Below are 14,654 nucleotides of genomic sequence, written 5' to 3' on the forward strand. Positions count from 1 at the left end.
CATGCCAGCAGCTTACCGGACGGGTCCGGCAATTTAGTTCAATTTCGATTATTCCTTGCCTCTTGAGAGCAGGTTTGATATCTTCTCAGAAAGTGCAGCCATTGCTTCACTTGCCTTTGGACCTGCAGTCTCAACCGTCCAGCCACCTGCTGTGAAGAGATATACTGCACCACCAAGGATAATGACAGCCAGTCCGCCAAGAACGTAGACTATTGTACTTACACCTTCAACTACCTCGAGGGTTGCGGTCATTCCACCAACTTTCACAAGGTAGCTACCAGGCTCTCCAGCTTCGTATTCGAAAGAGACCTCTGTGGATTCGTTGACACCAAGAGTGATCTCCCGTGTATCGGTCACATTGTTGTTGACCATCAGTTCGACCGTATAGCTGCCTTCCGCATTACCGTTGTTCACAGCATTCAATGTGATCTCCACATCCTTACCTGACTTAACCTCGATAGGATCAAGCACAAGATCACTGAACTCGAACTTTGCCTGCATTTCAATGACCTCGATGTTAAGCTCGGACTTCAGGAAACCGGACTTCTCAGCAACGATCTTGTGCATACCTGGTTCTGTAATGACATCTGTGACAACACCGTCACTTCCGGTCTGACCGATCGTCTTGCCATCAAGGGATATCCTGACATCCTCCATCGGATCTCCACCAATGGCTTTCACGACGGTGAAGGTCACAAGATTGCCCTCATAGATTACCTCAGGAATGACTTCAATGCTCATCTTCCTGCTCAGGTCATCAGGTGATATTACCTCGACTTCAGCAGTTCCGGTAGCATAGCCGTCCTTTTCAGCAGTGATCTTATAAGTGCCATCAGAGGAGAACTTGTATTCCACCACACCTTCATTGTCTGTGGTTCCAAGGGTAAGACTTCCTGCCTTGACTGTTACATCGTTGATAAGGGAACCGCGTGACGTTACGGTTATAACTACCTCATCGCCTTCGACGACAACCTCCGGATCAACCTCTACATCAAGGGCCTCATCCGGTTCAACAGTTACTTCGACGAATGGATAGTATCGAACATCGGATGAATCCGCGACCTTGAAGCTGATATCACCCATGATCTCGACCTCATCATCCCTTGAAAGAGAGATATCATCAGGGTTCCTCATCTCTATCTTTTCAGAGCTGATCGTCTTGACCTCCATTTCACCGAAGTCATCTCCGGACTCGATCTCAATGTACTCATCTGATATCTGGAAGATACCTTCGATGAAAACTGCCGTGGATTCGGTTCCACTGAAAACCTCCCTGAAGTTCACAGCAATGATTGGCACATCATCGACATCGCCAAGATCTGTTTCATAGATGTATGGAGTTCTTGAAGACAGTACATCGGAATCAACCGAATCTCCATCTTTCAAAAGTTCCACAAGTACTCTGTCACCATTAACGTCGACCTCAACGATCTCCAGTGAATATCCCTCTTCCAGAATAATTGATGAACCGCCATATACGGACTTTTTATCATCTTCATCGATAAGGACCTTTGAGAGCTGACCACGAGACATCATACTAACAGAGTCCCTGCCATCCTCGAATGCATCATCAGGATAGCCTGCGAAGTACTTCTCTGCCATGAAGCCGATGACCTCATACTTGCCCCATTCATCACGCTCGAAAGAAACTTCATCGGGACTTGTGGTATAGACCAGATCATCCTCACCTATGCTTCTTCCATCGAGATATACTATGCTAAGTGATTCAGTACCTATACCCTCATCAATATTGTAGTAGAAACCTTCGAAGTTGAGCGGTGTCCAGTTGAAACCTTCATTTTCAGCAATGGTACCTCTGAGTTCGTAGGTACCCGGTTCGGACATGTCTACAAATGGTGCGAATCTCAAAGTGTTATCATCTGCAACGATGAACTTCAGTTTGCCCATAATGTCAACAATATCACCTTCATCAAGATCAAGAGAGTCTTCGTTTTCCATCCGGATCTCTGTGGAACTTATTGATTTGACTTCCATGGCTCCAAATCCATCACCAGATTCGACCTCAACATAATCATCGGAGATCTGGAAGATACCTTCGATGAACACAGCATTTGTTTCAATTCCACTGAAGATCTCGTCGAAGTAAACAGCAATTATAGGAACATCATCAACGTCACCAAGGTCTACCTCATATGTGTAGGTATCACGAGAGGAAAGAACAGTTTCATCTACTTCTGAACCGTCCTTTGACAACCTGACAAAAACACGGTCACCATTGACATCAACCTCGATGATGTTCAGCACATATCCATCCTCAAGTACAAGTCCCGCACCTGTAAAGACGGATTCCTTGTCATCGCTATCGATAAGGACCTTTGAGAGCTGACCACGGGACATCATGCTGATCTCATCGAAGGTAATGTCATTGTCAGTATCGTCAGTGTATCCTGCAAAGTATCTCTCGGCCATGAAACCGATGATCTCATAAGAACCCCATGCACCATGCTCAAAATCAGTGCTGATAGGAGTCGTACTATATTTCAGATCACCATCACCAATATTCCTGTCAGAATCGCTGTCCAGATGTATGGTCATTGTCTCAGAACCAAGGCCGGACTCAAGATCATAGTAGAAACCGGAGTAGCTCAGAGCATTCCACGTGTAATCAAGGGACTGGTCTGCATCAGCATCCCAGATACGATCACCTGAATTGTAATTTGCTATCTGTACAGTTACAGTTGAAGTATCAGTATTGATCGGATTTGTACCATCAGAAGCTTCGAAATAATAATCATGGTCTCCAATGCCCAACGAAGAGGTATTGTAAGAATACAGGATACCATCTTCAGGATCATTGTTGTCCATCTTGGTCATCGTATGATCATCACCATCGATGACCACCCTAACATAATCTGCTTCATCGTTATCAGAATCAACATATGTTATATTGAAAAAGAATGTGGAACCGACAGATTCATCCGGAATTCCGGAAACACTTTCATCCTCAAATGTGGGAGCGTGATCCGCTACATCAACTAAAAAGGTCTTCAATGAAGTTGGAGTTGCACTATCAGTACCATCAGATGCAGTGAAGCGGAAGTTGTGAGTAGCAACAGGGAAACCGCCCATAGTATAACTGTAATCCTTACCATCGGTGACATCGGCATCGCCTGCATCAGATTCGGTCATTCCATAACTGGTACCATTGATTACAACATCAATGGAAGATGGAAGATCACCATCAGCATCCTCATAAGTAACAGTAAATGTAAAATCAGTAGATGGAGTACCACTTGAGGGGGACACATCATCACCAGACAACACAGGAGCAGTATTTCCTGAAGACACATCGAAAGTCTTCAATGAAGTCGGAGTTGCAGTATCAGTACCATCAGATGCAGTGAACTGGAAGTTATGAGTAGCGACGGGGAAACTGCCCATAGTATAACTGTAATCCTTACCATCGGTAACATCGGTGTCGCCGGCATCAGATTCGGTCATAGAATAACTGGTACCGTTGATAACGACATCAATGGAAGATGGAAGGTCACCATCAGCATCACCATAGGTTACACTAAAAGTGAAATCAGTGGAAGGAGTACCACTTGATGGAGATACACCATCACCAGACAATGTGGGAGCAGTATTTCCTGAAGACACATCGAAAGTCTTCAATGAAGTTGGAGTTGCACTTTCAGTACCATCGGATGCAGTAAACTGGAAGTTGTGAGTAGCAACAGGGAAACCACCCATAGTATAAGTATAACCCTTACCATCGGTAACATCAGTATCACTGGCATCAGATTCGGTCATTCCATAACTGGTACCATTGATAACAACATCAATGGAAGATGGAAGGTCACCATCAGCATCACCATAGGTTACACTAAAAGTGAAATCAGTGGAAGGAGTACCACTTGATGGAGATACACCATCAACAGACAATGTAGGAGCAGCAGCCATCGCCACCCCACAGCCCATCCCTGCGATGAGCAAACTCATTAGTAATAATTTTAAAACTTTATTCATAGTTTAGTTCTCCGAATAGTATATGATTATATGTTATCAAATCTTCCTAAATGCACATAACCTTTTCGATTTATCGAAACTTCTTCATCCCCTCTGTTTATCATAGTTATTAAAGTGTCACCAGTAACTTCGCCTACAACATTTAAATAACAAACGGATTTTGCGGCTTCCAGCATCGATGGTGAGACCGTGAAAAGCAGTTCGAAATCCCCTCCTGTGTAAAGGGCAAGATCAAGGGCATCATCATCTCCTACAAGAGAGCGAACCTCATCATCTATCGGGATCTGGTCCCCATATGTCCTGAAACCGGTGCCGTTGGCATCCATCAGATCGTAGAGGGACATTGCCAGACCGTCACTTGTATCCATCATGGACGTGACCGCACCGGTCTTTGCAAGTTTCTGACCTTCATCTGTTCGGGGGACCGGCTCAAGTAATGTGTTCAGCAGCTCATCGCTTACATCAAGATCATGCTGGAGAGCCAGCAGTGCAGCGCCTGCAGAACCGGCATTACCTGTAACACAGACAAGATCACCAGGTCTTGCACCAGTCCTTCTTAAAAGATGTTCTTTTTTTACCATGCCCAGAGCAGTTCCTGTGATGGTCAGCTCGTCGTGGAGATCGATATCACCTCCGATCACCGATGTACAGCAGAACTTTGCACAGGCATCCATACCACGGGCAACGTCCTCAGCAAATCCAAGCTGCATATCTTCCGTGACACCGAGAGCGGAAAGGAAACCCACGGGCTTTGCACCCATGGAAGCCACATCACTCAGGTTGACAGCAGCTGACATCCAGCCGATCTGCCAGGGAGTCATGATATCAGGAAAATCGGTCTTCCGATGAAGCATGTCCGTGGTAATTACCAGACATTCCTCTTCCGAGACATCCAGTACAGCACAGTCATCCTTTCCTGCGCCTGCCATTATGGAGCTACATTCATCCTGGATGAAGATACCACATAGTCTGGAAACAAGTTCACGTTCAGCTATGCTGGAAATAAGATCAGACCTGTCCATGGGAATATAATATAGATTTAATATTTATTAGCAGTGTGGTTAAAAGAAAGAAGGGATCATCTCCATACCCTTCTCTTAACGAATATCACAACACTTCCGACAATGGTCACGAATATCACAATTGGCAGAGCAACTCCGATAAAGACGATGATGCCATTGACGCTTCCGATGAAACCACGTACTGAATCGGACAGTGCATCCCGGAGTCCCAATGAGTGGGTTATGTTCCGTGGTTCAGAGACACTGACGGTAATTGTGGAAAGATCGATCCTGTCTTTAAGGTAATTGAGCCTTCCGGTCAGGCTTTCGATCTCACCGCGAACACGTCCAAGTTCCTTTTCAACCTCAAGGACCTCTTCAACTGTTGTGGCCATCTCCAGGATCTCCTGAAGACGCTGCTCCTGCTTCTCAAGGTTCGACAGGCGTGCCTCCACATCGATATATTCTTCTGTCACATCCACGCCGCTCGTGCTCTTTGATCTGACCTTCCCGAGAGCCTCGAGCCTGTCGACAACGGTATCGTGCTCATCTGCCGGAACACGTATTGTTATGTATCCGGAGAGAGTCTCACTGCCATCATAATAGGTGTCATAGACAGATGAAGAAGAAACATAACCATTGTATTCTGATGCGATGGCACCGATGGAATCAATGGCTTCTGGGGTGTCCTTTACCTCAAGGGAAACATCAGAAGTAGTTATCACCTTACGTGTAATGCTGCTTCCTGAGGATTCGTCACTGTCCGCAACGCTGGATCGGCTTTCATAAGCAAAGTCCCGGTCTTCATCAAAGGCCATATCAGCCATTTTGTTCCCAAAAGAGAAGCTCTCTTCCTGGGGAGCATAGGACTGGGTATTGCTGTCCGATGAAAGGCATCCTGCTGCAATGACACAGGTCAGCAGAAAAATAAATAGCAATGGATATGTTCGCTTCATGTTGATAGCTCCTTATAGTTGTATAAATGAAGCTACATCACGAATATATAAAATTATTACTTAAACTTCAAATTCATTCGAAGTTAACCAGTTCGTTACCACCTTCTTTTGTCCTGATCCATACATTGTCGACAAACTCATGGGCACGTCCGGCAAGTTCCAGCATCTCATCACGGGAGAAAGGTAAGATATCACGCAAGGAATCCCTCATTGAATGGGCAGGCTGACCCTGCTGGATCACATAAGGAGCATTCGACACCGAAACATATGGAACGATGGACCTTGCGATAGCTGCAATGTCATCCGGATCACCTACAAAACCGCGTATCGCTGTAGTACGCAGTTCATATTCCACTTCTCTGTCCGTAACGATCGAGATTGTCCGCTTCACCTTCTCCACAACATCCTCAGGCTCAGGCACAACCGGATCATCACCATACCCTATGGCCTTACCGTACATCACAGGATCATCCAGAGGAGCCTTGACATCAATAAAGAACTTGTCCGCAAGGCCGGAATCGATCAGCTCATCCACCACATCCGGATAGTAGCCGTTCGTATGGATCCCCACAAGAAGCCCTTTTTTCTTTGCATAGGCAGCAAGGTGCATTACGGCTTTCTTTTGCACAAGGGGTTCGCCACCAGAGAAGACAACACTGCTCACAAACGGGGAGGATGAATCTATCTTTGCCTCAAGTTCCTTTGCATCCAGCATATCAGAACCTGTGAGTATCTCATAGTTCTGGCAATAAGGACACCTGAAAGGACAGCTGCGTAAAAAAAGAACGACTGACGCCTTCCCGTGCCAGTCAACAGTGGAAATGGGGATGATCTCCCCAAAGTTCACTTTCATCAGATACCAGACACCCGGTATATCAGATCATGTCGCCGGATGAGTAGCGCTTACGGTCTTCCAGCTCCTGCCTCTTTGCAGCATTCCATCCGCCTACGGCCTGGATGTATCCGGTTACCCTTGAAAGTTGCTCAACGTGATCTGAACCACAGTTCTCGCAGGCATCTTTCAGACCTGACATCATGTGGAAATCATCCATACAGACGGTCATGTCCTTGGTGAATGCAAAGTATCCAACCTGGGTGTTCCTTGCAAGGTTCATTGCGAACTCTTTCAGGCCCTTTGCATCAGGTGAACCCTCGCCCATCCATATGTGCATGATATCCCCACCGTCAACGATAGGGAAAAACACATGCTCGATGTTGATCCTGTCTATCAGGGAGATATCTGCTCCAGGAGGCACATGAGTTCCATTGGTATAGTAGACCGGCAGGTCGTGTGTGTTCTTTATACCCTCAACTGCGGCCTTTACATCTCCTTTTACAACTGAGAGGACCTTTTCGCGATACTCCTCATGCAGCATATCGGAAACTGCGAACCTCTGACCGGTGGTCTCTGCAGGTGTCCTTGCAAGAGCTATTTCCATACCATATTTCTTTGAAAGCTCCCTTCCATACATCTCCATCTCGGTCATGGCACGGATAGCAACCTTGAAAGCCGCCTTTGACTCATGCATCTGTGCCCCGGTGTGGTACTGGACCATCTCATTGAGACCCACGACACCGATGGTGAACACAAGGGAATCGATATCAACTGCAATTGCACCTTTCTTACCGGTAATCGGGTCCTTTGGCTGCTGTGTTGCAAATGGCATCCTTCCATTCTCGATGATAGGTGTCATCCATTTGACCTTGGTACGGAATACATCCATTGCCTCGTCCATAAGATGCTTCAGGTGAGCGAACAGTTTCTGATCATCACCATATGCCTCATATGCAGCTCTTGGACAGTTCAGAGAGACTACCTGCCAGGAACCCATGGAGAAGTGTTTTCCATCCCTGAAGTACATCTTGTCCTCGAACTCTGCATCCTCTTCAGGAGTTGCTGAGAACTGGTATGCACAGCACTGGTAACAGGATATTCCTTCTCCTGCCCCCCTGTATTCAGGAAGCTGGTTGTCAAAGTAGGGGGTTCCGTATTTAGCGGTCAGTTCAAATGTAAGGTCGTAAAGTTCATCATATGTTGGAAGGTCCGGATGTGCACGATTGAACATCTCGTCCTCCACCATGAAATCAGGCTCAATTGAGATCTCCGGCTTCGGGAAGTTGAATGGCTTGCCCCAGTAGTCACCTTCAAGCATGACGTTCATGAGTGCCTGGAATCCCAGTCTTACCTCACGCTCATAGTCACCATAGACACGTCTGTCAGTACCGTTGGTACCGTCCCAGATACGTCCCCTGTACACTACAGGTATATCTTTCCACATCTTCGGGACACCGGGTGAGAGCTGTACTGAGGAGAACACGAGCTGGCCACCACGGGCAACCATCATCTGTGTCATCTCATAGACGAACATCTGCATGAGCTGCTCGATCTCCTTGTAGGGCTTGCCTTCGAAATATGGTGCACAGAAGGTCAGGAAGTTGTAGAATCCCTGTCCGCCTGCAAAGTTGGTCTGGGCGCTCCCAAGGGCCTTGACCGCGTGCAGCATGGCAACCTCTGCTTTCATAGCAGGACCTGCAACGCTTGCCTTTGCGCCTGAACCATCGGGCATAAGTCCGTAGTAGAAGAAATACCTCAGGTCCCAGTCCTGGCAGAAAGCACGGGTACCGAAGTACTCAAGGTCATGAATGTGAAGATCACCGTTGAGGTGAAGATCTGCCACCTTTGGAGGTAGTAGCAGAAGGTACTGTTCCTTGGAGATCTTGTCAGCTTTCTTCTTGTGGGAGGTCTCGGCATTCTCCTGGAGGTTGGCGTTCTCGTTGGCCTCGAATCCTGAACCCTGGTCGATCTCACATGCATCGAAAACAGGGGAACCTACCCTTGTGGAGACATTACGCCATTCAAGATGTCCGCGCTCCAGAAGGATCATATTGACCAGTTCCCTGATAAGCGGACCTGAAAGGAACTTGATGTTCATACTGCGAATACGTTTCTCTGTCTCCCTCGCAATATCGTGGGCTTCCTCCTTTGTGATGGAATCGATACCATGGTACCACTCGCTCAGTGCAGTTTCCTTGAGCAGCTGGTTCACCACGATGTTGCGGTCCCAGTTGACCATGTGCCCATCGGTCGTCCTGACCTTTGGCATTGTTGAGATCAGCTGACCGTCAAGTGTCTGCTGCATGGACTGTGGTTCGGTGAGAGGCATCAGTTCAGCTTCCAGCTTGCCTGTATCCTGTGTCTTTTCTTTTGCGCCCGCTTCCAGCTCCCCTTCAGGATCATCGATCAGCTTTGTATTAGATGTCAAATGATCACCTTCATAATATGTCCTTCAATGAATCGAGGTTCACACCCTCACTGTTGAATAGTTCATCATATGTCAGGAAGTCATCATCTATCTGTAACACCGGAGCTGTAACAGTGAATACTCCGTTGACACGCAACTCTGTCAATGACTCAGGAGTTGACATGTCAGCCTCAGTGAAAGCAACATCGTTCTCTTTTAATACCTTCTTCAGCTGCACACATTTCGGGCATGTTTCCGTTGTATAGATAATAACACCAGGCATAGTTCTTCCATCCGTTTGATCTTTAAACATAAGCAAGAGACCCACCGCACAAATCCCCTCAGCGACCGAATGATGATAATCGAATTCAGACGACCCTGTATAATGCGAGAAAGACCTCTATACGAGTAAACCAATAGTATGGAGTTCGGGGTTAATAATGGTTTTTACACCTACAATTGGTTACCAATAAAACGAATATGGTAACAAACATGATAACATAAAGACCGATTAATCATTATCATAATGAGATAACTATTACCACATTAGTTACCATAGAGTCATCCATAAAAATTTTTAAAAATTGTCTGAAGAACAAAATCCCTTTTGCCAAAAGATGTATATCATAAATTCCATAATACCAGATACATCCCACAAGCAGAGGTGTAGAAAATAAACAAACAGTTAGCTTCAGGCTGCCAGCCCATAGACGAACTTCTGGGAGGCGGATTCGAATCAGGAGTGGTCACCCAGATATTCGGAGAAGCGGGCAGCGGAAAAACGAACATCTGCCTCCAGCTTGCTGTTGAATGTGTGAAGAAAGGGAAGAAAGCGATCTTCATCGACACAGAAGGCATATCCGCCGACAGGTTCAGGCAGATAGCCGGAGAGAATGCCAAAGAGATCGCACAGGATATAATAATCTTCGAGCCACATACATTCGAAGAACAATATTCTGCAGTAAGGGAAACCGAAAAGATAAGCACAGAGAACGTCGGCCTTATCGTACTTGATTCTGCTACAGCATACTACCGTTTCGAGCTTGACGATGACGATTCAAGCATCAGGACAAGAAGAGAACTTTCGAACCAGATCGGATTCCTTCACAGCCTTGCACGCAAGAGAGGGATAGTAGTGGTGATAACCAACCAGGTCTACTCAGACATTACATCCAATACGCTAAAACCCATAGGTGGAAGCGGACTTGAGCACATATCCAAAACGATCGTCCAGCTTGAAAGAACAGGTACAGGAAGCCGCCGTGCAAAGCTATGGAAACACCGCTCCAGACCAGAAGGTGCCACCTGCGAGTTCACAATTACCGCAGATGGCGTAAGGTAATCTTCTTTGCGAAATTACACATCATTGCATAACACGTATTGTCACATACACAAAACATGCACCATGCATGAACTTTTTCATATTATTACAGTCTTGCAATGGTAATATAACCGGTATGACCCACTCTGGAAGTTGAAGGACGGGTCCCGCGATCTGAGAAAGACATGGCACGTTCGATGCACTCAATTGTCCTTACCTCGAAGAAACCTGCCTCATCGATCGCTTTCCTTATCTGGCCGGTCTGCTCAAGGAACGGAGAATACGTCACAAGGAACCCCCCGGGAGTAAGTATGGAAGGAACATGCGGAACCACCGAAGGCGTATCCATTGTATCAAGTACCACCGCATTGAACTTCTCGTCAAGCTCCTGTATCTCATCAACGATGTTACCACAGCGGACCTCTACGTTCTCCAGGCCTGCACGACGGATGTTCTCACGAGCCACATCAACGAAATCTTCCCGGATCTCAAAACTGAGGACCCTCTTTGCAATGGAACCAAGATACATGGCAAGGATACCTGACCCTGTACCCGCATCAAGCACAGCGTCATTCTTGTTGATGCCCGTATAGCCCAGTATCATTCCGATATCCTTGGGCATGATAGGTGCACCGGTGCGCTTTGCATGCCTGAAGAAATCCGGCATCCTTGGAAGCTGGATAACGAACTCCTGACCCATGTGGGAGATCACTTTGTCCCCGGGTTCCTTATCCAGAAGTTCTGACATCTCGATCATACCAAAGTCAGTGTGGAACCTGTCATCAGATACTGATGTAATGAATTCCCTGATCTTTCCTCTGTGGCTGGTCTTTAACAGCACTACTTCACCTAACTTCATCTGTTTGCACCTGATGTTCCTTTTTTCCTGTCCCTTTGGTACCTTTCCAGGGGAATTGTAACAATATCGCGAGGTATTGAATGTTTGTTCATTGCAAGATGGTCGGTTATGATCCCGAACTCACGGCCATAGGAATCCACGATGGAGGCCGCATACTGCACACCAGCATCGGTGAACACATACTCATAACGCTGCCTGAAGCGCCCTTCCGTCTCAAAGTAGCGCAGGTCCTCGTCAACTATACCCATGGCAACCAGCAACTGGATGTCCTCATAGACCTTGTTGCTGTATGGGAAACCGTATCTTGTGTGGAAATCATAGTCGAACAGGTATTTTAACCTGCTGTCCTCCCTGAAGAATGCCACATTGCGATACAGCCAGGTAATGTTCCTGATGCGGGGTATCGAGATGTAACCGTCCTTTTCTTCCTCGAAAAGCCTGTGGACAGCATAGAGAAGAAGAATAAGACCTTCAATAGGAAGGTACTGGTCACCTCTTATGAAGTTCAGCAACCTCGGGGAAAGATCGTCCACAATATCACGCATCTTTTTCTGTGCAGAAGCAAGCTCCGAATCTATCAATGCATCTGGATGAGCAAATACTGTCAGTGACATCTGCCTGGATATGGCACGTACCAGGCCATTGGCAAGGGCAGATTCATCGTAAAAGAAGTTCTCATGCCCTCCTGCCATCACACGTGCACTTTTCGGAACACCAGTCGCAATGCTCAGGTCCACAAGTACATCACCGAATTCCTTCTCCAGACCATCCTCCAGCATCTTTGTTGCCACACCATTGTGTGCGATTGTGGAAAGGGCCATCCTCGTCCCGGGGAAGAGGGCCTTCTGGTTGAACCTTGCCACCGGAGAATATATCGTACCGTTACGTATATCGTTCAACAGTTCCCTCGCAGCATCATCCCCGTTCCTGCTGATAAGGTCCAGAAGGTCAGCATCATTATATTCTGTGAAGAAAGCCTCAACCATTTCGGCTACCTTTTCATCCCCCATTTTATCCCTCAGACCAGACAGGGTGCTTTCCAGAGCATTCAGGAGCATGACCCTGACAGCCTGGGTGCGGGGGTGATGTATGATAGCGGTGTAATGATGGGAACGTGCAATAAGCATTGATTCTGCTGCCGCAAGGGTCAGTTCCTCATCGAAGCTTCCTCCATCCGGATCACCCAGGACCACATCATCACCCCTTATGGAAAGGCACTGTATGATCTGGTCAAGGTCGATAAGCCCGAGGGATACACCAGTATGATATGAATCCCTGAGAAGGAAGTCGATCCTGTCCGCATCGATATCCCCGGACATCAGCTGTGAGAGATAGGGCTTTTCAACAGACGTATCGCCTGTTGCTATTTTAGAGATCTCGGAAAAGAAGGCATACGGGTCATATCCAAGCTCATCACTTACAAACCTGGAAACAACAGAATTTCCGGGGAGAATTTCTGATACAATATACCTTGTGAAGGCCTCATGCCTAAGAAAACTTTTCCCGTTTACCTTCGGCCGGATTGCCGGATCCCTTTTGAGCACGCTTTCAACAGCATGCGAAAAAGCAGAGTGACCTGCATCGTGAAGCAGGCCCGCTAGCCTGAGCTTCAGTATGGAATCATCATCAAGCTCAAGATAATTGCCTAAAAGGGAGGCAGTATGCATGGTTCCCACACTGTGCTCGAAGCGCGTGTGATTGGCGCCTGGAAATACAACATCCGCAAGTCCCAGTTGCTGTATGCCGCGAAGTCTCTGGAACTGAGGAGTATCGATCAGAAGCTGTTCAAGTTCTGAAAGTATTATCGTTCCGTGAACAGGGTCATGGACCACCCTTGGTTTTGTCATCAGCTAGCAATATGAGAAGACACTATATAAAAAGAATTTCAGGACAATGAAAAAATAGAACGTTCATCCGGAAGCTGAGAGTGGACCAAATTGAATACTTTTTTATGTGGAACTGTCATTAGAGGTCATTAAGTGGTCCATATGAGAACAATAGACTGGAACGATGAATCCAAAAAGATCATACTGGTAGACCAGACGTACCTGCCAGGAGAACTCAAGATCATTGAATGCGACAACCTTGCATCCATCTGCGAAGCTATAAGGTCCCTGAGGGTCAGGGGCGCCCCTGCGCTGGCAGCTGCTGGTGGTTTCGGGATGGCACTTGCAGTCAGCCTAAGCAGTGCCCCCTCCATGGAAATGCTGCTCAAGGACCTGAAGGTGGCTGCTGACACCCTCAAGGCAACAAGACCTACGGCTGTGAACCTTGCATGGGCCGTGAACAGGATATTGAAGGCCACCGAGGATGCCTATGACCTCGACAGTATCAAAGATATTGTGATATCTGAGGCTATCAGGATCGCAGACGAGGATGTGAAGATCAATAAATCTATCGGGAAACATGGACACAAGCTGCTTGAGGACGGCGACAGGGTCATGACACACTGCAATGCCGGCAGGATGGCATGTGTGGACTGGGGAACGGCACTTGGAGTCATCCGATCCGCAGTGGAGAAGGGAAAAGAGATAGAGGTCATCGCCTGTGAGACACGCCCCCTGAACCAGGGGGGAAGGATCACCACATGGGAACTCATGGAGGACAACATCCCCGTAACACTTATCACGGATTCCATGTCCGGCCATGTGATGAAGAAAGGCATGGTAGACAAGGTCATCGTAGGTGCAGACAGGATCACACAGGACGTTGTCTTCAACAAGATCGGAACATACACACACTCGGTTCTCGCAAGGGAGCATGAGATACCTTTCTTTGTTGCAGCACCGATATCCACCTTTGATCCTAATGGATGGGAAGAGACCGTAAAGATAGAAGAAAGGAATGCAGATGAGCTCCGGTATCTGGCCGGGCATCAGATAGCACCTGCAAATGTAAAAGTCTACAACCCTGCATTCGATGCCACGCCGATGGAGAACATCACGGCCATCATTACTGAAAGAGGCATATTCCAGCCACCTTTCCTGCTGGATGAAGTAATAATGTGATAACAATTGCATCCACAAAGCTTAAAAATCTGAAAGACTATCGGAGAGAATATGGCTAAACAAAAATCTAGCGGAAGCGGACTTATGTCATCCGCAGGTCTTATGAGATACTATGATGCGGATAAAAGAGCAGTTCACGTGCAGCCAAAGACGGTTATGGTCTTCGGTGCAGTCTGTGGGATAGTCATTCTTGCATTAAGCGCAGGTTTTGGCCTCTGGCCATAACCTGATTTGAACATTTATAATCCCGGACCCTTTTTCTGAAGCGACTGCAGTC

Annotated in this window: 11 protein-coding genes; 3 read left to right on the forward strand and 8 right to left on the reverse strand. The window is 47.1% G+C overall.

Going from position 1 to position 14,654, the window contains the following annotated elements:
* Nucleotides 1–48 precede the first annotated feature (48 nt).
* The 6 genes from ACR3I3_RS01295 to ACR3I3_RS01320 form a co-directional block, all read right to left on the reverse strand.
* Nucleotides 49–3,963 (reverse strand): S-layer protein domain-containing protein, encoded by a 3,915-nt coding sequence (locus ACR3I3_RS01295; protein ID WP_440952777.1) that lies wholly within the window; start codon nt 3,961–3,963, stop codon nt 49–51.
* Between the two features lie 53 nt (nt 3,964–4,016).
* Nucleotides 4,017–5,012 (reverse strand): thiamine-phosphate kinase, encoded by a 996-nt coding sequence (gene thiL, locus ACR3I3_RS01300; protein WP_440952778.1) that lies wholly within the window; start codon nt 5,010–5,012, stop codon nt 4,017–4,019.
* 56 nt (nt 5,013–5,068) lie between these two features.
* Nucleotides 5,069–5,947, reverse strand: coding sequence for a DUF4349 domain-containing protein (locus tag ACR3I3_RS01305; protein WP_440952779.1), 879 nt, complete (start codon nt 5,945–5,947; stop codon nt 5,069–5,071).
* A gap of 73 nt (nt 5,948–6,020) precedes the next feature.
* Nucleotides 6,021–6,800 carry an anaerobic ribonucleoside-triphosphate reductase activating protein gene (locus tag ACR3I3_RS01310; protein WP_440952780.1) on the reverse strand — a complete coding sequence of 260 codons (780 nt, stop codon included), beginning with the start codon at nt 6,798–6,800 and terminating at the stop codon, nt 6,021–6,023.
* Nucleotides 6,801–6,822: 22 nt separating this feature from the next.
* A complete protein-coding gene (gene nrdD, locus ACR3I3_RS01315) occupies nt 6,823–9,111 on the reverse strand; it encodes an anaerobic ribonucleoside-triphosphate reductase (protein ID WP_440953721.1) in 2,289 nt (762 codons plus the stop codon).
* A gap of 109 nt (nt 9,112–9,220) precedes the next feature.
* The gene (locus ACR3I3_RS01320; protein ID WP_440953722.1) at nt 9,221–9,472 is read right to left on the reverse strand and encodes a glutaredoxin family protein; all 252 of its coding nucleotides are present in this window, start codon (nt 9,470–9,472) and stop codon (nt 9,221–9,223) included.
* Between the two features lie 390 nt (nt 9,473–9,862).
* Here ACR3I3_RS01320 and radB point away from each other — a divergent pair, with 390 nt between their 5' ends.
* Entirely contained in the window at nt 9,863–10,531 is a 669-nt protein-coding gene (gene radB, locus ACR3I3_RS01325; RefSeq protein WP_440953723.1) for a DNA repair and recombination protein RadB, read from the forward strand.
* An 85-nt stretch (nt 10,532–10,616) separates the two neighbouring features.
* Here radB and ACR3I3_RS01330 read toward each other — a convergent pair whose 3' ends face one another.
* Together ACR3I3_RS01330 and ACR3I3_RS01335 are read right to left on the reverse strand one after the other, a co-directional pair.
* Nucleotides 10,617–11,369 carry a tRNA (adenine-N1)-methyltransferase gene (locus tag ACR3I3_RS01330; protein ID WP_440952781.1) on the reverse strand — a complete coding sequence of 251 codons (753 nt, stop codon included), beginning with the start codon at nt 11,367–11,369 and terminating at the stop codon, nt 10,617–10,619.
* On the reverse strand, nt 11,366–13,216 hold the full coding sequence (locus ACR3I3_RS01335) for an HD domain-containing protein (protein WP_440952782.1): 1,851 nt from the start codon (nt 13,214–13,216) through the stop codon (nt 11,366–11,368). Before ACR3I3_RS01335 ends, ACR3I3_RS01330 begins: the two co-directional genes overlap by 4 nt.
* Nucleotides 13,217–13,357: 141 nt before the next feature.
* On the opposite strand from ACR3I3_RS01335, the gene ACR3I3_RS01340 reads away from it, so the two are divergent.
* Together ACR3I3_RS01340 and ACR3I3_RS01345 are read left to right on the forward strand one after the other, a co-directional pair.
* The gene (locus tag ACR3I3_RS01340) at nt 13,358–14,377 is read left to right on the forward strand and encodes an S-methyl-5-thioribose-1-phosphate isomerase (protein ID WP_440952783.1); all 1,020 of its coding nucleotides are present in this window, start codon (nt 13,358–13,360) and stop codon (nt 14,375–14,377) included.
* Nucleotides 14,378–14,428: 51 nt separating this feature from the next.
* Nucleotides 14,429–14,602: a preprotein translocase subunit Sec61beta gene (locus ACR3I3_RS01345; RefSeq protein ID WP_440952784.1), complete on the forward strand. Its 174-nt coding sequence runs from the start codon at nt 14,429–14,431 to the stop codon at nt 14,600–14,602.
* Nucleotides 14,603–14,654: the final 52 nt, after the last annotated feature.

The sequence above is a fragment of the Methanococcoides mangrovi genome, assembly GCF_052057775.1.
GTDB lineage: Archaea > Halobacteriota > Methanosarcinia > Methanosarcinales > Methanosarcinaceae > Methanococcoides.